This is a genomic window from Curvibacter sp. EU05-FHT14A10 (assembly GCF_058791075.1).
Genome location: NZ_JBYTDE010000001.1, coordinates 412691 through 430494 on the forward strand (window position 1 = coordinate 412691; position 17804 = coordinate 430494).

Here is a 17804-nt window from a genome sequence, read left to right on the forward strand (position 1 = left end):
TGAAGGGCCCGTCACGCCGAACCTGAAGCCGCCACCCCACGGGTGGGCGGCTCTCGCGCTCAAGCCTGCGGTTTGTAGGCGGTGACGTCGATTTCCACCTTGGCGTCGATCATCAGCCTTGATTCAACCGTCGACCGGGCGGGACGGTGCTCACCAAAGCACTCCATATAGACCCTGTTGAAGCTGCCGAAGTCACGGGCATCGGCCAGCCAGACGCTGACCTTGGCGACGTCCTGCAGCGTGGCACCGGCGAGTGCCAGGGCCTCCTCAACCCGCTTGAAGACCTGGCGGGTCTGGTCTTCAATGCCGCCCACGATCACCTGGCCCTTGTCATCGGTAGGCACCTGGCCCGATACAAAAACAAAGTCACCGGCGCGGGTGGCGGGTGAAAGAGGGCGGGCCAGACGATCTGACGCCAAGGGTGCCTGACCCAACATTTCGACACGTGAAGAGGTAATCATCCGTTAGCCTTTGTAAGAAATTTACATGAACAAAGCGAAGTAGGTGGAAATACTGGGTGTTATTTTCGCTTGGTTCGTTAATATTGTAATAACTTTACTTGGAGGCGCCATGACTCAGTGTCCAGACTCAGCCAGCATTCATGTTTCTCACGGGCTCCCGGGTCCGTTGCTCGACCGGCGAACCTGCCTGGGCCTGGCAGGCGCTGCCGTGCTCGGGGGGCTGTCCTCCACGATGGGCGTGGCGCAGGCCCAGGGCATCAGTGCGGTCAACCTGGCCATGGTGGCCGAGCCTCAGAGCCTGGATCCGATGCTCAGCTCGTCGGACCTGGTGGCGACCCTCATGCAGCACGTGTATGAGCCGCTTTACACCTTCGATTCGCGCTGGAACGTGGCGCCCATGCTGGCGCAAGCCTTGCCCAAGGTCTCGCGCGATGGGCTGACCTACACCATCGCCTTGCGCAAAGGCGTTCGCTTTCACAACGACCGCGAGATGAACTCGGGCGATGTGGTGGCGTCGCTGCAGCGCTGGATGGAGCTGGCCGCCCGGGGCAAGGCGGTGGCCAAAGAGGTGGCGTCGCTCACGGCCACCGGGCCTTTGACGGTGGAGATTCGACTGAAGGCCCCCTATGCCCCCTTGCTGGCCCAATTGGCCTTGCCTGGGGCCATGGCAGCCGTCATGCCCAAGGAGAGCCTGGCCCCTCAACTCAAGGAGTTCATTGGCACCGGCCCCTACCGCTTCAAGGAGCGCCGACCCGATCAGTTCACGGTGCTGGTGAAGTTCGCGGCCTATGCCGCGCGCAGTGAGGCGGCCGACGGCTATGCCGGCCGTCGTCAGGCCCTGATCGATGAGCTGCGCTTTGTGCCTGTGCCCAACGCCAACACGCGCGTCGAGGGGGCCTTGTCCGGGCAATTCCATTTTTCCGATCTGTTGCCGGTCGAGGCCATGGGGCGCCTGGAGAAGGGGGCGCCCGCCGTGCAGGCCATTCTCACGCCCAACTTCGGCTTTCCGTACGTGGTGTTCAACACCCGCGAGGGTGTGCTGGCCTCGCAGGCCTTGCGCCGGGCGGTGCAAACGGCCTCTGGCAGCGGCGAGATGCTGGCGGCGGGCTTTGGTGATGGGCGATTTTTTGCGGTTGAGCCCAATTTCTTTCCCAAGGGCACACCGTATTTCTCGACCGCAGGCGCGACGCTGTACAACGAACGCAATCCGCAACTGGCGCGCGATCAGGCGGCCAAGGCCGGCTACAGCGGGCAGCCGATCCGCATCATGGCCAGCCGGCAGTACGAGTTTCACTACAACATGGCGCTGGTGCTGGCCGAACAGCTCAAGAAGGCGGGTTTCAAGACCGAGCTGCAGGTGGTGGACTGGGCGACGCTGGTGCAGCGTCGCAACGATCCCAAACTCTGGGACGTGTATTTCACGCACTCGGGGCTGTTCCCGGAGCCCATGGTCTCGCCGCCGCAGATGGGCGACGATGCCCCAGGCTGGTGGGACAGCCCGGCCAAAAAACAACACCTGGCGGCCTTCAACCAGGAAGCCGACCTGGGCAAGCGCGCGGCGCTCTGGGGGCGCGTGCAGCAGCTGGTCTATGACGAGGTGCCGTTCATGGAGTTGGGCAAGTTCAATGCCCTGTCGGCGCGGTCGAGCAAGCTGCAAGGCTATGTGCCACTGGTCTGGCCGTTCTTCTGCAACGTGCGACTGGGCTGAACAGGGGCCGCAAGATGCTTCGCTTTCTGATCCGGCGTCTGGCCGGTGCCTTGATGGTGCTCGCCCTGGTGGCGGTGCTGGTCTTCCTGCTGACCCGGCTCGCCTCGGGCGACCCGGTGGCCCTGTTGCTCGGTGATCAGGCCACGGCGGCCGACATCGCCCGCGTGCGCACCGAGTATGGGCTGGATCGCCCCTTGGGCACCCAGTTTCTGCTGTGGCTGGCCCAGGTCGCCCAGGGCAACCTGGGTGAGTCGCTGTTTCTGCAACGCCCGGTGACCCAGGCCTTGCTGGAACGTGCCGAGCCCACCTTGTTCCTGGCCGGTTTTGCCGTGCTGGTGGCGGCCCTGATCGGCATCCCCTGCGGCACGGTGGCCGCCGTCTGGCGCGGGCATTGGGCCGACCAGCTGCTCAGTGGTGTGGCCATGTTGGGGGCGAGCGTGCCCAGCTTCTGGCTGGGGCTGTTGTTCATGCAGTTCTTTGCCGTCAAGCTCGGGTGGTTTCCGGCCTCGGGCTATGGCGACCCCGACACGCCCCTGCTGGAGCGACTGCACCACCTGGTGCTGCCAGCCCTGGTGCTGGGGCTGTTGAACTCGGCCTTGATCATCCGCTTCACGCGGGCCTCGGTGCTCGACATCCTCGGCGAGGACTATGTGCGCACGGCGCGGGCCAAGGGCCTGCCCGAACACCACATTCTGTGGCACCACGTGCTGCGAAACGCCCTGGTGCCCATCGTCACCGTGCTGGGTTTGACGCTGGCGCTGATGATTGGCGGGGCGGTGGTGACCGAGACGGTTTTCAACCTGCCGGGCGTGGGCAATCTGGTGGTGCGTGCGGTGCTGCGTCGCGATTACCCCGTGATTCAGGGCACCTTGCTGGTGATCGCTGCGGTGTATGTCTTGATCAACCTGGGGGTCGACCTGTTGTACACCGTGGTCGACCCGCGCATTCGCCTGGAGGCCAAATGACGACCTTGCAAGCCATGGGGAGCCCGGCCTCGGCCTGGCGTCAGGTGTTGGGGCGCCTGTTTCGCAGGCGCGTGGTGCTGCTGGCGGCCGTGTTGCTGGGCGTGGTGGTGGCGGTGGCCTCGGTTTGGCCGGTCCTGTCGAGCGCCGACCCCGGTGCCATTGAGATCAGCGCGCGCCTTCAAGCCCCGTCAGCCGTGCATTGGGCAGGCACCGACGAACTGGGCCGTGATGTGTGGCTGCGCATCGTGCATGGGGCCCGGTTCTCGCTGTTGATCGGCTCGGTGACGGCGGCAGGGGCGGTGGTGCTGGGCACCTTGCTGGGCCTGTTGGCCGGCTACTTCAAGCGGCTTGATGCGCCTCTGATGCGACTGGTGGACGCGATGATGTCGTTCCCGGACATCCTGCTGGGCATTGCGCTGGTGGCGATTCTGGGGCCTTCGCTGTGGAACGTGGTGTTGGCCCTGGTCATCGTCTACACCCCGCGGGTCGCCCGCGTGGTGCGGGCCGCCACCCTGGTGCTGCGGGAGCTGCTGTTCATCGACGCGGCCCGGGCCCTGGGGGTGCGCACACCCTGGATTCTGTGGCGCCACATCCTGCCCAATCTGGCCTCGCCGATCCTGGTGCAACTGACTTTCATCTTTGCCTATGCCATTTTGTGCGAGGCCGGGTTGTCGTTTCTGGGGGTGGGTGTGCCGCCCGAGATCCCGACCTGGGGCACGATGATCGCCGGCAGCATCGACTATGCCGACCGTGCCCTCTGGGTGATTCTTTATCCGGGTCTGGCCATTGTCTTCACGGCCTTGTCGCTGCAGGTGCTGGGTGACGGCGTGCGCGATCTGCTGGACCCCAAACTGAGGAAGGCCGCATGAACAAGCCGCTTGAGAGTTGCCAGCCACGTCTGGAGGTGCTGGGTCTGTCCACCTCGTTCGGGACGCCCGAGGGGCGCATCCAGAGCGTGGCCGACGTGTCTTTTCAGATTCCGGCCGGCCAGACCCTGGCCCTGGTGGGCGAGTCGGGCTCTGGCAAATCGGTGACCAGTCTGTCGCTGATGGGGCTGCATGCACGCAGCGCTCGTCCCGAAGTGGCCGGCGAAGCCTGGTTTGTGCGTCGTGATGGACAGCGTGTCAATCTGCTGGCCCTGCCCGAGGCCGAGATGCGGCGCTTGCGGGGCAACGAGGTGGCCATGGTCTTTCAGGAGCCCATGACCAGCCTGAACCCGGTGCTGACGGTGGGTGAGCAGATCGCCGAATCGGTGCGCCTGCACAAGGGGCTGGATCGGCGGGCCGCTTTGGCCAGAGCGCGTGAAATGCTGGATTGGGTCGAGATCCCAGCCGCTGCGCAACGTTTGGGCGAGTACCCGCATCAACTGTCTGGCGGCATGCGTCAGCGCGTGATGATCGCTTTGGCCATGGCCTGTGAACCCAGCCTGCTGATTGCCGATGAGCCGACAACAGCACTGGACGTGACCATTCAGGCCCAGATCCTGGCCTTGATGGGGCGACTGCAACAGCAGACCGGCATGACGATGCTGTTCGTGACGCACAACCTGGGCGTGGTGGCGCAGTACGCCGATCACGTGGCCGTGATGTATGCCGGGCGCATTGTGGAGTCGGCCCCCGTGCAGGCCCTGTTTGGTGCCCCGACCCACCCCTACACCCAGGGGCTGCTGGCCTGCCTGCCCGGCATGGCGCGGCGCCAGGCCGAACGGGCGGGCACGGCGTTGGCGGGCCAGGCAGGCGGGCGGCAACGCCTGGTGGCCATCCCGGGCCAGGTGTCCAGCCCCTTGGCGCCGCCGCCGGGCTGTGCCTTCGGGCCGCGCTGCAGCCAGCGCGAGGCCGCGTGCGAGTTGCAGGTGCCCGAGTTGCGGGCCTTGAGCGGGCAGCGGCAGTCCCGGTGCATCCTTTCCAACCGCGAGGTCACGGCATGAGCACGATCTTGAATCCCCACGCAGCGCCGCCCTTGCTTGACATCCGGGGCCTGAGCAAGCATTTTGGCGCCGGGCCGCATCCGGTCCGGGCCGTCAGCGATGTGAGCTTTTCAATCGCTCGGGGCGAGACCCTGGGCCTGGTCGGCGAGTCGGGCTCGGGCAAGAGCACGATCGGGCGCCTGATCACGCGCCTGCTCGACCCGAACGCCGGACAAATGCTTTACCAGGACAGCCAGCAGGGTCCAACCGACCTGGCCGCCTTGAGTGCGGCGGCCTATCGCCCCCTGCGCGCCCGGCTGCAGATCATCTTCCAGGATCCCTATGCCAGCCTGAACCCGCGCATGCGCATTCGCCAGGTGCTGGGCGAGGCCCTGGACACCCATGGGCTGGCCCGCGGTGCGGCCCGCGAGCCGCGCATCCAGGAGCTGCTGCAGCAGGTGGGCTTGCGCCCCGAACATGCCGATCGCCTGCCCCACGAGTTTTCGGGGGGCCAGCGTCAGCGCATCGGGATTGCCCGTGCGCTGGCGGTGCAGCCGGAGTTCATCGTGGCCGACGAGCCCCTGTCGGCCCTGGATGTGTCCATCCAGGCCCAGGTGGTCAACCTGCTGGGCGACCTGAAAGAGCAGCTGGGCCTGACGCTGCTGTTCATTTCACACGACCTGGATGTGGTCGAATATCTCTGCGACCGGGTGGTGGTGCTGTACCTGGGGCGGGTGATGGAGATGGCCCCCACGGCCACGCTGTACAGTCGCCCCCGGCACCCGTACACGCAGGCCTTGTTGGCGGCGGCCCCGGTGCTGGATCCGACGCAGCGCCGCACGATCACCCCCTTGAAGGGTGATCTGCCCAGCCCCGCCCATCCCCCCTCGGGTTGCGTGTTCCGTACCCGGTGTCCGCAGGCTGAGGCCCGTTGTGCCGAATCTGCAACCCCCTTGCGCGAAGTGTCCGCAGGCCATTGGACGGCTTGCTGGAGAGATGAATGAGCTCTTTGATTCCCGACACCCTGTTGGCTGGCTTCACCCTGACAGGGGGCTACAAAAACTTTCCCCAGGCCGCACCGGCCACACCGGCTGCAGCGCTGGGCCAGCTGAACTGGCAATTGCTGAACGACGACCTGCCTTACCCGATGGCCGTGTTGAGCGAGGCCGCCTTGCGCCACAACCTGGCCTGGATGCAGCGCTACGCCAACGACCGCGGGGTGCATCTGGCGCCGCATGGCAAGACCAGTTTGTCACCCGAACTGTTCGCCCTGCAACTGCAGGCGGGTGCCTGGGGCCTGACCTTTGCCACCGTCTATCAGGCGGCCGTGGGCGTGGCGGCAGGGGCCCGACGGGTGATCATTGCCAACCAGGTTCTGGCCGATGCCGATCTCGATGGCTTGCAGGCCCTGCGGGGGCAGCACCCCGATCTGCGGGTCTGGTTTCTGGTCGACTCGATCGCCCAACTTGCCTTGATCGAAGACTGGGCTGCCCGCCGCAGCGCGGTGCAGCCTTTCGATGTGCTGCTGGAGGTGGGCATTGCCGGTAAACGCACCGGCTGCCGTAGCCTGGAAGAAGCGCTGACCCTGGCGCGCGCCCTGGCGGCTTCGAAGGCCGTGCACCTGGGGGGCATCGAGTGCTACGAGGGCGGCGCGGCCATCGGTGACAACGCCCACGACAGCCGTGAGGTCACCGATCTGGTGCGCCGGGTGCTGGCCATCGCACGGGCCTGCGATTCGGAGGGGCTGCTGGCGGGCGACCAGATCCTGCTGACGGCAGGGGGCTCGGCGGTGTTTGATCTGGTCTTGCCTCTGTTGCAGGCGCAAGGGCTGTCGCGCCCGGTGTGGGGTGTTCTGCGCTCGGGCTGTTACATCACCCATGACCATGGCAACTACCAGCGCTTTTTGAAGCTGCTGGAGCAGCGTGAGGGCCTGGCGGATTCGCTGCAGCCCGCCCTGACCGTGTGGGCCTTGGTGCAGTCGGTGCCTGAGCCAGGCCTGGCCTTGCTGTCGTGTGGCCGCCGGGATCTGTCCTACGACCTGGAGATGCCCGTGCCCTTGCGCATCGCCGCTCGTGGTGTGCGCAACCTGCTGCAGGCACAGGCGGTACCGGCCGATTGGCGCATCGACTCCCTCAACGACCACCACGCCTACCTGCGTTTCGATCCCGCTGGCCCTTGCCCGGTGGTGGGTGATCGGGTGGCCCTGGGGATCTCACATCCCTGCACCACGTTCGACAAATGGCGCTGGATGCCCGTGCTCGACGAGCAGGGGCGCGTTGTTTCTGCCATCAGCACCCATTTTTGAGGCCACCGGCGAATGTCTGAATTTACCCACCCCAGCCTGCTGCGGCAGATGCGTGATCGGCAGGCTGACCTGCCTGAGGCCCAACGCCGTGTGGTGCAACTGGTTTTGTCTGACCCCCGCGCTGCGGTGGCCGCCACGGTCGAGCAGCTGGCCCAGCAGGCGGGTGTGTCCATGCCCACCATCGTGCGCACGGCGCGCAGTTTTGGGCACGACTCGGTGCGCGAGTTCATGGTCAGCCTGGCTCAAGACCTGGCGGTCACGGGGTCGCACCTGCATCGCTCGGTGTTGAACGAGGACTCGGGCTCGGACGTGGCCAGCAAGATCATCCATGCGGCGGTGTCGTCGTTGACCGATCTGGGGCGCCGCATCAACCCCGACCGGATGGACCAGGTGGTGGAAAAACTGGCTGCGGCCTCACGCATCGATTGCTACTCGGTGGGGGCAGCTTCGACCTTCATGGCCAGCGAGTTGCAAAGCCGGCTGTTCCGCCTGGGGCGGCCGGCCCATGCCATTTTCGATGCGCATCAGCAACTGGTGTCGGCGCACACCCTGGGGCCGCAAGGCGTGGCCTTTGTCGTGTCCCATGTGGGGCGCATGCCCTACACCCTGGAGGCCGCCCGCTTTGCCCAGTCGCGCGGTGCCACCGTGGTGGCACTGACCCAGCCCGGAACTCCTTTGGCGGACATGGCCGACCTGCTGCTCGATGTGTCGGTACCGCCGGACGCTGTCATGCGGGTGGGCACGGAGGCCTACCTGGCTCACCTCGTCATGATCGAAATCCTGACCGTGCGCCTGGCCCAGAAAATGGGCCCTGTGGCCACCCAGGGCCTGCAGCAGTTCCGGCAACTGCTGGAGCAGCATGGCTTTGACAGTGCCGAATTCGTCGGCATGAACCCCGATGAGCGCCGCCATGCCGACTGATCGAGCCGATGCCACCTTGTTGCGCCAGGGCCTGATCGTCGACGGCACGGGCCGCGCGGGCTATGTGGGCGACCTGTTGATCGTGGGCGATCGGCTGGTGGCTGTGGGCCAGGTCCCGCCCGCCCTGCTGGCCGACCATCCGGCTTGCCGCGAGGTGGATTGCCGGGGCAGGGTGCTCGCCCCCGGGTTCATCGATGTCCACACCCATGACGATGCGGCGGTGCTGGATCACCCGGCCATGCTGCCCAAATTGTCCCAGGGCGTGAGCACGGTGATCGTGGGCAACTGCGGGATTTCACTGGTGCCGGTGCTCAGCCAGGAGCCGCCGGGCCTGCTCAAGCTGCTCGGCCCGCATCAGTTTCGGCATCCGCGCATGAGCGACTATGCGGCGGCCGTGGGGCAGGCGCAGCCCGCCGTCAATGTGGCCGCCCTGGTGGGGCACAGCGCGCTGCGCATTCGCCACATGGATGATCTGAGCCGGCCCGCCAATGCGTCAGAACGCGCTGCCATGCAGGCCGATCTGCAAGACGCCATGGCCGCGGGGGCACTGGGGCTTTCGTCCGGGGTGTTCTACCAGGAAGCCTATGCCGCTGATCAGGACGAACTGGTGGCCTTGGCCAGCGTGGCGGCCCGGGCTGGTGGCGTGTATGCCACCCACATCCGGGATGAGCTCGACGCCATCCTGCCCGCCCTGCTGGAGGCCGCGGGCACGGCACGTCAGGCCGGTTTGCCCCTGGTGATCTCGCACCACAAATGCGCCGGCCCGGCCAATTGGGGCCGCACCCGTGAAACCCTGCCCCTGCTGGAGTCCTTGGCCCGCGAGCAGGAACTGGGTCTGGACGTCTACCCTTACACCGCCGGTTCGACCGTGCTGCGCAGCGATCTGGTGGATGGTGTCATTGACATTCTCATCACCGGCAGCGTCCCGCACCCCGAGATGGCGGGCCGGCACCTGGCAGACATTGCCCGCGAATGGGGCCTGAGCCAAGTGCAGGCCTGCGAGCGCCTCATGCCCGGCGGCGCCTGCTATTTTCAAATGCATCAGGACGACGTGGATCGGGTGGTGACCCACCCGCTGTCCATGATCGGTTCAGACGGCTTGCCCCACGACGAACGTCCGCACCCGCGGCTATGGGGGGCTTTTCCCCGCGTGCTGAGCCGCTATTGGCGCGACACCGGGATGCTGAGCCTGGAGTTGGCGATCCACAAGATGACTGGCCTGTCGGCACGCCGTTTCCGCATGGCCGATCGGGGAGAACTGCGCCCAGGTGCCCATGCCGATGTGGTGCTGCTTGACCCGGCCCGGGTGCGTGACCGGGCCACCTTCGAGCAGCCCCAGCAGTTCAGCGAGGGCATTGAGCAGGTGTGGGTCAATGGCGTGCTGAGTTTTGTGGGTGGAGAGGCTCAGGAACGGGCCCGTGCCGGCCGCTTTTTGCCGCGCAGGGCTGAATGAGGGGCAATTGATCGGCCTCGGAGGGCTGCGTCGGGAAAAGGGGCTTCCCTTGGAGCTGGCAAGCCCGATCGGCCGCCGGCCTGTTGGTGCTGCTCCCATCCCTTGGATGTGTAAATATTTTGGCGATTTTTGAGCCATTACGGCAAAATAACTTCACCATGGCTAAAAAGACTGCCCCGCTCCTCCCGTCTGTTGACGAGCTGCTTCGGCAGTTTGGGGAGCGCCTGCGGCTTGCACGGCTGAGAAGGCAGCTTTCGGCAAAGCAAGTGGCTGAGCGTGCCGGGATGTCTCCGATGACTTTGCGCAGCCTTGAACGCGGTGGCGCCGGCGTGACCATGGGGGCCTACCTTGCGGTCATGCAGGTGCTTGGGATTGAAGGCGATTTCGATCTTTTGGCAAGGGCCGATCCCCTTGGGCGAGCGCTGCAGGACGCACGGCTACACCCCGCAGTCAGTGCCACACGGCGGATTGCCGGACCGCTGACGAGGCGATTGTCCAACTCCTCAGCAAGCGATGGAGGTCGGTCCCAGTTGGGCCCGCCGATTCCCTCAGCTCAGACAGAACCCGGTCAGCCTGCTGGGCCCACGCCGGCTGTCGAGGCAGACCTTGAGGTCTGGATCGAGCACGGCGACTTCGCCAGTGCCGATGCGCTGTCCAGCCTCATCGCCAAGGCTGTCACGCCTGCTAAGGCAGGCTGCTGATCCCATGAGCACCCCCATGGCCGTCTACGCGGATTGGGTGGGGCTCGATGGGCCGACGCGGCTTGGATGGCTGTACGCCCGACGTGGCGCGGGGCGTGAAGTGTTCGAGTACGCCTTTGAGCCGTCCGCATTGGCTGACCGCGGTTTTCAGGGCTTGCACCTGGATCCACGGCTGGGGCTGTTCGAAGGACCTCAGCACCCACCGCAAGGGCATGAGATTTTTGGTGTCTTCGCCGATTCGAGCCCCGATCGATGGGGGCGGGTGCTGATGCGGCGGCGTCTTGAGAGAGCTCAGCGCGCCGGCACCGTCGACAAGACAGTGCGTTTGTACGAGTCGGACTACCTGCTGGGCGTGCACGACACCTACCGCTCAGGGGCGCTGCGTTTCAAGCTGGACGGTGAAGGCGAATTTCTGGACAACCAGCACGGAAGCGCCGCACCACCCTTCGTCAAACTGCGCGAATTGGAGGCGGCCAGCCTGGCATTGGAGCGTGACGAGGACAACACAGCCGCTGCGGCTGACGACTGGCTGCGCCTGTTGATCGCACCCGGCGGTTCTCTGGGCGGTGCGCGTCCCAAGGCCAGTGTGGTCGATCCGCAAGGCCAGCTATGGATTGCGAAATTTCCCAGCGTTCGAGACGAGCACGACGTCGGGGCCTGGGAATTGGTGCTTCAGACCCTGGCCAAGGCGTGCGGCCTGCGCGTTGCCACCAGCCTGGGGCGCAGGTTTGCGAGTGCGCATCACACCTTTTTGGTGAAGCGCTTTGATCGCACGCCACAAGGGAGGCTGCACTTTGCCTCTGCGATGACGCTGACAGGGCACCTCGATGGTGAAGACGCGTCGACGGGGGTGAGCTATTTGGAGATCGCACGGGTGCTGATCGAGCAGGGTTGCCAGCCAGCCGCTGACTTGCGCGAGTTGTGGAGCCGGATCGTGTTCAACATGCTGGTGTCCAACACCGACGATCACCTGCGCAACCACGGATTCATCTGGGTTCCAGGCAAGGGCTGGCGGCTGTCCGAGGTCTACGACATGAACCCTGTCCCGGACTCGTTGGGCTTGAAGCTCAATGTGGGGCCAACCGACAACTCGCTTGATCTTGAGCTGGCCCGATCGGTTGCTGGCTACTTTCGAGTCTCACTGAAACAGGCGGACGAGATCATCTTGCGGTGCAAAAACGTCGTGAGCCAGTGGCCGGCGATCGCCCAGGGTTTGAAAATTCCTGATCGCGAGCAGCTGCGGATGGCCGGTGCGTTCAAACTCGCGCTGTCGCCTTGATGGCTCAGGCAGGCGTAGCCTGCCTGCCTGCTAGGCGCTGCGCAGCGGATCGGTCTCTTGGGCCTGCGGGCGCTGGCCCTTGGCGTCAGGTGTTGGTGGTCTTTGGATCAACTCGATCTTGTACCCATCCGGATCCGTCACAAAGGCGATCACGGTGCTGCCGCCCTTGACCGGGCCGGCCTCGCGCGTGACGTTGCCACCGGCGGCCTTGATCTTGTCGCAGGCGGCGTAGGCGTCGGGCACGCCCAGGGCAATGTGGCCGTAGGCCGTGCCCAGCTCATAGCTTTCCACGCCCCAGTTGTAGGTCAACTCCAGTTCGGCGTGTTCGGGGTTGCGGCCGTAGCCCAGGAAGGCCAGGGAGTACTTGTACTCGGGGTTTTCCGAGGTGCGCAGCAATTGCATGCCCAGCACCTGGGTGTAGAAGTCAATCGAGCGCTGGAGGTTGCCAACGCGAAGCATGGTGTGCAGAAACCGCATTCGGGGGTCCATCAAAAGGCAAAGACAAGGTGCTTATTCTGCGGCTTTCTGCCTTGTTCAGCGTGGGGGCAGGTCGAACACCAGGCAGGTTGTGGTGGCATGGGCGTACAAGGTGCCATCAGGCCCCACCAGACGCGCCTCGGCCGTGGCCAGTTGGCGCCCGCAGTGGATGACGCGGCCCTCGGCGCGCACCCGGCTGATCTTGGGGGTGATGGCCTTGACCAGATTCACCCCCAGTTCGGCCGTGGTGTAGCCCCGGCCAGGCAGCATGCAGGTGTGCACCGCGCAACCCAGAGCCGAGTCGAGCAGGGTGGCAAACCAGCCCCCATGCACCGTGCCCATGGGGTTCAGGTGCTGCTGTCGGGGCGTGCCCTGGAACACGGCGCGGCCCTGGGTGGCCTCGATGATGAGAAAATCCAGCGTGCTTGCGATTTCGGCATAGGGCAGGGTGCCTTCCAGCATGGCCTGCATCTGCTGCAGGCCTGTCTTGCCGGCGATCTGCTCGGGGCGGGCCACGCCGGGGCCGGCACCTTGGTCCAGTTGGGCGCGGATGGCGGCTTCTTCTTGCAGCCAGCGCTGCAGCGTGGCTTCAGCAGAGTCTGCCGTAGGATGGGCGTCGGCGTGGCTGCTGGGTGGGTTGGCAGTGCGCATGGTCGAACTCCGTTAAATATTGCAGATGCAATTATTGCAAATACAATTAACTCATGAACAAGCGCACCCCCTCCGAAACTGTCAAGGACGCGACAGCCCGTCCGCAGGGCTGCACGAATTTCAAGCTGCGCCGCCTGATGCGACAGGTAGCCCAGCATTACGACGCGCAGATGAGTTCTTGCGGCTTGAAGACCACCCAATATTCCCTGTTGAGCACGGTGGATCGGCTGGGACCCATCCAGCCTTCCGAGCTGGCGCGCAGCATGGCCATGGATGCCTCAACGCTCACACGCAATCTGCGCCCGCTCATGGACGCGGGCTGGCTGCTGCTGGGCCCGGGTCAGAATGCCCGCAGTCGCTTGGTGCACATCACCGAGGCCGGGCGGGAAAAACGACGTGAAGCCCAGGCACTCTGGAAGGTGGCCCAACTCGGTCTGAACGAGATGCTGGGCGAGGCCACCGTGGTGGCACTGCACGGGTTGATCGACGACTGCATGGAACTTCTGGTCGAGCCGGCCGCCGAGCCGGTGGCGGCTGAGCAGGCAGCCGGGGCTTGAGCGTCAGGCCCGGGGTTCAGGCAGCGACGGTGTAGTTGAGCGTCATGCGGCCCCCGTCGGCCACGACGATCTCGCCGGTCACATAGCTGGAGGCATCGCTGGCCAGCCAGGCCACCACGTCGGCCATCTCTTCAGGCGTGCCCAGGCGTTTCAATGGGGTGCGGCTCATGATGCGGCGCCGGGCCTCGTCACTGGTCAGCACCGATTGGGCGGCCAGTTCGGTGGCGATGGTGCCCGGGGCCACGGCATTGACGCGGATGCCCTGATCGGCCAGGGCCAGGGCCATCACCCGGGTGAGCTGGTTGATGCCCCCCTTGCTCACGTTGTAGCTGGCAATGGTCGGAATGGTCAGTACGCCATTGACCGAGCTCATGTTGATGATCGACCCGGGGGCCCGTTCGGGGGTGGTGCTGGCCTGCTGCACCATGGCACGCGCGACCGCCTGGCCGACCAGGAATGCGCCCTTGAGGTTGACGTCGAGCACGGCATCGAAGTCGGCTTCGGTGATGTCCAGAAAATCGGCGGCCTTGAAGATGCCGGCGTTGTTGACCAGGATGTCAATGCGGCCATGGGCCTGCAGTGTGGCCGCCACCAGGGCCTCAACGTCGGCCTTGCGGCTGACGTCGCAGTGCACATACAGGGCGCCGGTCTCGGCCGCCAGGGCCTGACCGCGGGCATCGGCCACGTCGGCGATGACGACCTGGGCCTGTTCACGAACAAAGCGGCGCACACAGGCCTCGCCGATGCCTTGCGAGCCACCGGTGACGATGGCCACACGGCCTTGCAGGCCGAACGAGATGGAAGCGTTGTGAGAAGTCATCGGGGCATGCTAACAGCTTGTCCTTTTGCGCTGGACCGGGCCCGCAGGCGCTATGCTCGGCGCTCATTTCAGCCTCCGGGCTCCCTTTCAGATGTCACCCTTGATCCAAACCGATGCCGCCAGCGGCCAGTCCAGTTTCACCCGCGTGGTGTTGGCCACCGGCGCCGATGGCCGTGCCTATTTTCACGAAGAGTCGCTGCCGTTGAGCGAAGGCAAGCCGGCCTCGCAACTCAGCCCCTTCATGAGTGCCCAGGGTTACCAGTTGCGCCACAGCCCGGTGGGGTTCCGCAGTGATTTCCATTGCACCGGTGAGCCACAGTGGGTGTTCATTCTGCAGGGGCAGATGGAAATCGGCCTGCAGGGCGGGGTCTCGCGGGTGTTCGGGCCCGGGCAGCACTTCTACTCGGCCGACACCTTGCCGGCAGGCGCGGTGTTTGACCCTGTCGTGCACGGCCATTGGAGCCGGCAGGTGGGCCCGGATCCTCTGGTGACCCTGTTCCTGCGCGACTGAGCTTGGGGGCCCGAAGGCCCTGGCCTCAGGGCCGGTAATCCTCGGGCAGGCGCAGGCGCAGCAGCGCGCGCACAAAGCCGTGGTCGGACCGGGTACGGCTGTGCCCCTCGTTGAGGTGGTCGGTGAAGTACTGGATGCGGCGCACATCGCCCAGGCTGAAACGGCCTTCGGCCAGAAAGCCCTCGCTGACCAGGATCTGGTCCAGCACCTCGGGGCGGCCCTGGTGGATGTGGGAATAGGCCACGTCCTTGCGCAGTGCCATCTCGCTTTGCACGTCGTAGGCATTGAACAAGGCCAAGCGGCGTGCCGACTTGTCGTAGGCCACCTCGGAGGTGGCCGCCACCAATTGAGTGGTGACGCTGGTCGGGCTGTCGTTGAAGTCGCCCACCATCACCAGCGGGGCGTTGTCGGTGTTCAGCAGGTCCACCACCAGGCCGCGCAAGGCGGCGGCCTCGGCCCCTCGCATCATCAGCGAGCGCAAGGTGGCCAAGGCCATGATCTTGGGGTCGTCACGGTCTTCCAGCGACCGGCCTTGCTCGTCAAGCAGGAAGCGCGGGCGTTTGGATTTGAGGTGCACATTGAGCAGGCGGATGCGCTGCCCATGCTTCATGCGCAACACGGCCAGCAGAGGCGGGCGCTCGAATTGCCCGTGCACGCCGCAGCCCGGGATGTCCAGGGCCTGGGGCAGGGCATAGTCGGTGAGCGAACGGATCTCTTCCACCCCCAGGCGCGTGGCCAGGCCCAGCCGGGGTGTGCCGCTGGCCCCCTGCTGGTGAGCGTTGTTCTCGGCACCGGGAACGCGGATCTCGTTGTAGTGCAGCTTGCTGCGGTGAATCGCCCCTTTGAAGGCGGCCTCGTCCCACACCTCTTGCACCGCCAGGATGTCGGCGTTCAGCGTGGCAAAGCGCTCACCCAGCCAGGCGAGTTTGTGTTCAAACTCGTGCTGGGTATAGGGGTCTTGGTTGGGGTAGTAAACCCGGCCAGGGTTGGCCAGGTTGAGCACATTGCAGGTCGCCACCGAGAGGGTGGCGTACCGGGTGCTGCCGGAGGAGCCGGAAGGGGGGGCCAGGTCTTTCGACATGGCGCCGATCAACGACCGAACGAACGACCACCGCCGGAGCGGTTGCCACCGAAGCCACCGCCACCGCCGGAGCGGCCACCGCCACCACCGCCACCACCGCCACCACCGAAGCCGCCGCGACCACCGCGGCCGCCCCGGCCGCGATCGGCCATGCTGTCGACGCTGGTGCGCATCGGGTCGGGCTGGCCCGCAGGCGTGCTGCGCTGCGCGGGCACGGCACGGCCGGTCAGGCTGGCCAGTGCGGCCGAGGCGTCATGACGAACGCCGGCCTGGCTTTCAAATCGGTCAGCGCCACCCCCCCCGCCTTGGCGGGGGCCACGTGGGCCTTGGCCGTGGCCCGGGGCACGTGGCGGACGCGGCGCCTGGGCGCGTTGTTGAGCACCGCCTTCACCCTGGCCGTCGCGGGCCGGGCGGCCACCACGGGGGCCTTGACCTTGGCCGTTGCCGTTGCGCTGGCCGCCACCGGCAGCACCGCCGCCTTGGCCACGACCACCGCCGCCATTGCCATTGCCATTGCCTTGGGCGGCACCGTTGCCGCCACCTTGGCCGGCTTTGTTCTCGCGGATGCGCTGCATCATTTCGGCGCGCGCGGCCTTGGCCGCAGCGGCCATGACTTCACGGCTCGGCGGCTTGCCAGCCCCGCCCCAGATGGTCTGGCGGCCCATGGCGATGGGCTCGGCCCGCTCGCCGGGTTCGGGCCCGAAGCCGTCGATGATCTTGACGTCGATGTTCTGCTTGGTGAAGCGCTCGATGTCCTGCATGAAGCCTTCTTCGTCCAGGCAGACCAGGCTCACGGCCTCGCCGCTGGCGCCGGCGCGGCCGGTGCGGCCGATGCGGTGCACATAGTCTTCGCTGACGTTGGGGATTTCGTAGTTCACCACGTGCGGCAGTTCATCGATGTCGATGCCGCGGGCCGCGATGTCGGTGGCCACCAGGGCGCGGATGTCGCCGCTCTTGAAGCCCTGCAGGGCCTGGGTGCGGGCGCTCTGGCTCTTGTTGCCGTGCAGCGCCATGGCCTTGATGCCATTCTTGGTCAGGTATTCGGCCACGTTGTTGGCGCCGAACTTGGTGCGGGTGAACACCAGCACCTGGCTCCAGTTGTGTTCCTGGATGATGTGGGTCAACAGGGCTTTCTTTTTGCCGCGGCCCACCGGGTGGATCACCTGGGTGATGCGTTGCACGGTGGTGTTGCGCGGGGTCACCTGGATGCTTTGCGGGTTGCGCAGCAAGGTGGCGGCCAGGTCGCGGATCTCGTCGCTGAAGGTGGCCGAGAACAGCAGGCTCTGCTTTTCCTTGGGCACCAGGGCCAGCACCTTCTTCACGTCGTGGATGAAGCCCATGTCGAGCATGCGGTCGGCTTCGTCCAGGATCAGGATCTGCACGTTGGACAGGTCCAGGTGACCTTGCTGTTGCAAGTCGAGCAGGCGACCCGGCGTGGCCACCAGGATGTCGACGCCGCGCTTGAGGGTGCTGATCTGCGGGTTCATGCCCACGCCGCCGAAGATGACGGCCGAGCTCAGTTGCAGGTACTTGCCGTAGTCGCGCACCGACTCTTCCACCTGGGCCGCGAGTTCGCGGGTGGGGGTGAGCACCAGGGCGCGGATGCCGACGCCGCCGGTGCGATTGGTGGCACGGTTGCCCAGGCTCAGCTTGTGCAGCACGGGCAGGGTGAAAGCGGCGGTCTTGCCGGTGCCAGTCTGGGCACCTGCCAGCAGATCCTGGCCTTCAAGCACGGCGGGAATGGCCTGTGCCTGAATCGGGGTTGGGTTTTCGTAGCCTTGTTCGCTAACGGCTTTGAGAATCGCCGGAGCGAGGTTCAGATCGTCAAAAGTCATGGTGTGGTGCCCTTGCCGGGCACTGGGGAATCGGCCTGTCCAGGCGCTTGGCAGCGCTGGGCCAGTCTAGGCAGATGAACTTCAGGGTGGGTCAGGCAAGGGCTTGGTTCAGGCCCTTCTGGCCCGCAGCAGATCGCTGATGTTGCGTTTACTGGTGAGCGCAACGAGGGGGA

General features: G+C 65.7%; 18 protein-coding genes. 12 read left to right on the forward strand and 6 right to left on the reverse strand.

From position 1 onward, the window contains the following. Positions 1 to 59: 59 nt before the first annotated feature. On the reverse strand, positions 60 to 461 hold the full coding sequence (locus AC3WUT_RS01790) for a RidA family protein (RefSeq protein ID WP_492345338.1): 402 nt from the start codon (positions 459 to 461) through the stop codon (positions 60 to 62). A 109-nt stretch (positions 462 to 570) separates the two neighbouring features. Here AC3WUT_RS01790 and AC3WUT_RS01795 point away from each other — a divergent pair, with 109 nt between their 5' ends. The 10 genes from AC3WUT_RS01795 to AC3WUT_RS01840 all read left to right on the forward strand — a co-directional run bounded on the left by AC3WUT_RS01795 (position 571) and on the right by AC3WUT_RS01840 (position 11699). Next, positions 571 to 2169 carry an ABC transporter substrate-binding protein gene (locus AC3WUT_RS01795; RefSeq protein WP_492345339.1) on the forward strand — a complete coding sequence of 533 codons (1599 nt, stop codon included), beginning with the start codon at positions 571 to 573 and terminating at the stop codon, positions 2167 to 2169. Positions 2170 to 2183: 14 nt separating this feature from the next. Continuing rightward, positions 2184 to 3134, forward strand: coding sequence for an ABC transporter permease (locus AC3WUT_RS01800; RefSeq protein WP_492345340.1), 951 nt, complete (start codon positions 2184 to 2186; stop codon positions 3132 to 3134). Beyond that, positions 3131 to 4003, forward strand: a complete 873-nt coding sequence (locus AC3WUT_RS01805) for an ABC transporter permease (RefSeq protein WP_492345341.1) — start codon at positions 3131 to 3133, stop codon at positions 4001 to 4003. The genes AC3WUT_RS01800 and AC3WUT_RS01805 overlap by 4 nt, the downstream gene beginning before the upstream one ends. Then, positions 4000 to 5061 carry an ABC transporter ATP-binding protein gene (locus tag AC3WUT_RS01810; protein WP_492345342.1) on the forward strand — a complete coding sequence of 354 codons (1062 nt, stop codon included), beginning with the start codon at positions 4000 to 4002 and terminating at the stop codon, positions 5059 to 5061. Before AC3WUT_RS01805 ends, AC3WUT_RS01810 begins: the two co-directional genes overlap by 4 nt. After that, positions 5058 to 6044 carry an ABC transporter ATP-binding protein gene (locus AC3WUT_RS01815; RefSeq protein WP_492345343.1) on the forward strand — a complete coding sequence of 329 codons (987 nt, stop codon included), beginning with the start codon at positions 5058 to 5060 and terminating at the stop codon, positions 6042 to 6044. Before AC3WUT_RS01810 ends, AC3WUT_RS01815 begins: the two co-directional genes overlap by 4 nt. Next, the gene (locus AC3WUT_RS01820) at positions 6041 to 7345 is read left to right on the forward strand and encodes an alanine racemase (RefSeq protein WP_492345344.1); all 1305 of its coding nucleotides are present in this window, start codon (positions 6041 to 6043) and stop codon (positions 7343 to 7345) included. The genes AC3WUT_RS01815 and AC3WUT_RS01820 overlap by 4 nt, the downstream gene beginning before the upstream one ends. A 12-nt stretch (positions 7346 to 7357) precedes the next feature. Next, a complete protein-coding gene (locus tag AC3WUT_RS01825) occupies positions 7358 to 8266 on the forward strand; it encodes a MurR/RpiR family transcriptional regulator (protein ID WP_492345345.1) in 909 nt (302 codons plus the stop codon). Next, entirely contained in the window at positions 8256 to 9719 is a 1464-nt protein-coding gene (locus AC3WUT_RS01830) for an N-acyl-D-amino-acid deacylase family protein (protein WP_492345346.1), read from the forward strand. Before AC3WUT_RS01825 ends, AC3WUT_RS01830 begins: the two co-directional genes overlap by 11 nt. Positions 9720 to 9877: 158 nt before the next feature. Continuing rightward, entirely contained in the window at positions 9878 to 10420 is a 543-nt protein-coding gene (locus AC3WUT_RS01835) for a helix-turn-helix domain-containing protein (protein ID WP_492345347.1), read from the forward strand. Between the two features lie 16 nt (positions 10421 to 10436). Continuing rightward, a complete protein-coding gene (locus AC3WUT_RS01840) occupies positions 10437 to 11699 on the forward strand; it encodes a type II toxin-antitoxin system HipA family toxin (protein WP_492345348.1) in 1263 nt (420 codons plus the stop codon). Positions 11700 to 11729: 30 nt separating this feature from the next. On the opposite strand, the gene gloA is transcribed toward AC3WUT_RS01840, so the two are convergent. Beyond that, positions 11730 to 12176: a lactoylglutathione lyase gene (gloA, locus tag AC3WUT_RS01845; protein WP_492345349.1), complete on the reverse strand. Its 447-nt coding sequence runs from the start codon at positions 12174 to 12176 to the stop codon at positions 11730 to 11732. Positions 12177 to 12233: 57 nt separating this feature from the next. Then, entirely contained in the window at positions 12234 to 12827 is a 594-nt protein-coding gene (locus AC3WUT_RS01850) for a PaaI family thioesterase (RefSeq protein ID WP_492345350.1), read from the reverse strand. A gap of 53 nt (positions 12828 to 12880) precedes the next feature. On the opposite strand from AC3WUT_RS01850, the gene AC3WUT_RS01855 reads away from it, so the two are divergent. Beyond that, a complete protein-coding gene (locus AC3WUT_RS01855; protein WP_492345351.1) occupies positions 12881 to 13384 on the forward strand; it encodes a MarR family winged helix-turn-helix transcriptional regulator in 504 nt (167 codons plus the stop codon). A gap of 16 nt (positions 13385 to 13400) precedes the next feature. Here the strand turns inward: AC3WUT_RS01855 and AC3WUT_RS01860 are convergent, their stop codons facing one another. Next, complete coding sequence (locus tag AC3WUT_RS01860) at positions 13401 to 14204, reverse strand: SDR family NAD(P)-dependent oxidoreductase (protein WP_492345352.1); 804 nt, start codon at positions 14202 to 14204, stop codon at positions 13401 to 13403. A 91-nt stretch (positions 14205 to 14295) separates the two neighbouring features. Between AC3WUT_RS01860 and AC3WUT_RS01865 the strand changes: the two genes are divergently transcribed. Then, positions 14296 to 14715, forward strand: coding sequence for a cupin domain-containing protein (locus tag AC3WUT_RS01865; RefSeq protein WP_492345353.1), 420 nt, complete (start codon positions 14296 to 14298; stop codon positions 14713 to 14715). 25 nt (positions 14716 to 14740) lie between these two features. On the opposite strand, the gene AC3WUT_RS01870 is transcribed toward AC3WUT_RS01865, so the two are convergent. Together AC3WUT_RS01870 and AC3WUT_RS01875 are read right to left on the reverse strand one after the other, a co-directional pair. Next, positions 14741 to 15796 (reverse strand): endonuclease/exonuclease/phosphatase family protein, encoded by a 1056-nt coding sequence (locus tag AC3WUT_RS01870; protein ID WP_492345354.1) that lies wholly within the window; start codon positions 15794 to 15796, stop codon positions 14741 to 14743. A gap of 8 nt (positions 15797 to 15804) precedes the next feature. Next, a complete protein-coding gene (locus tag AC3WUT_RS01875) occupies positions 15805 to 17631 on the reverse strand; it encodes a DEAD/DEAH box helicase (protein ID WP_492345355.1) in 1827 nt (608 codons plus the stop codon). Positions 17632 to 17804: the final 173 nt, after the last annotated feature.

Excerpts from the sequence above, each read along its gene's own strand:
- AC3WUT_RS01790 (WP_492345338.1), bottom strand. The coding sequence starts at position 461 with ATGATTACCTCTTCACGTGTCGAAATGTTGGGTCAGGCACCCTTGGCG.
- AC3WUT_RS01795 (WP_492345339.1), top strand. The coding sequence starts at position 571 with ATGACTCAGTGTCCAGACTCAGCCAGCATTCATGTTTCTCACGGGCTC.
- AC3WUT_RS01800 (WP_492345340.1), top strand. The coding sequence starts at position 2,184 with ATGCTTCGCTTTCTGATCCGGCGTCTGGCCGGTGCCTTGATGGTGCTC.
- AC3WUT_RS01805 (WP_492345341.1), top strand. The coding sequence starts at position 3,131 with ATGACGACCTTGCAAGCCATGGGGAGCCCGGCCTCGGCCTGGCGTCAG.
- AC3WUT_RS01810 (WP_492345342.1), top strand. The coding sequence starts at position 4,000 with ATGAACAAGCCGCTTGAGAGTTGCCAGCCACGTCTGGAGGTGCTGGGT.
- AC3WUT_RS01815 (WP_492345343.1), top strand. The coding sequence starts at position 5,058 with ATGAGCACGATCTTGAATCCCCACGCAGCGCCGCCCTTGCTTGACATC.
- AC3WUT_RS01820 (WP_492345344.1), top strand. The coding sequence starts at position 6,041 with ATGAGCTCTTTGATTCCCGACACCCTGTTGGCTGGCTTCACCCTGACA.
- AC3WUT_RS01825 (WP_492345345.1), top strand. The coding sequence starts at position 7,358 with ATGTCTGAATTTACCCACCCCAGCCTGCTGCGGCAGATGCGTGATCGG.
- AC3WUT_RS01830 (WP_492345346.1), top strand. The coding sequence starts at position 8,256 with ATGCCGACTGATCGAGCCGATGCCACCTTGTTGCGCCAGGGCCTGATC.
- AC3WUT_RS01835 (WP_492345347.1), top strand. The coding sequence starts at position 9,878 with ATGGCTAAAAAGACTGCCCCGCTCCTCCCGTCTGTTGACGAGCTGCTT.
- AC3WUT_RS01840 (WP_492345348.1), top strand. The coding sequence starts at position 10,437 with ATGGCCGTCTACGCGGATTGGGTGGGGCTCGATGGGCCGACGCGGCTT.
- gloA (WP_492345349.1), bottom strand. The coding sequence starts at position 12,176 with ATGCGGTTTCTGCACACCATGCTTCGCGTTGGCAACCTCCAGCGCTCG.
- AC3WUT_RS01850 (WP_492345350.1), bottom strand. The coding sequence starts at position 12,827 with ATGCGCACTGCCAACCCACCCAGCAGCCACGCCGACGCCCATCCTACG.
- AC3WUT_RS01855 (WP_492345351.1), top strand. The coding sequence starts at position 12,881 with ATGAACAAGCGCACCCCCTCCGAAACTGTCAAGGACGCGACAGCCCGT.
- AC3WUT_RS01860 (WP_492345352.1), bottom strand. The coding sequence starts at position 14,204 with ATGACTTCTCACAACGCTTCCATCTCGTTCGGCCTGCAAGGCCGTGTG.
- AC3WUT_RS01865 (WP_492345353.1), top strand. The coding sequence starts at position 14,296 with ATGTCACCCTTGATCCAAACCGATGCCGCCAGCGGCCAGTCCAGTTTC.
- AC3WUT_RS01870 (WP_492345354.1), bottom strand. The coding sequence starts at position 15,796 with ATGTCGAAAGACCTGGCCCCCCCTTCCGGCTCCTCCGGCAGCACCCGG.
- AC3WUT_RS01875 (WP_492345355.1), bottom strand. The coding sequence starts at position 17,631 with ATGACTTTTGACGATCTGAACCTCGCTCCGGCGATTCTCAAAGCCGTT.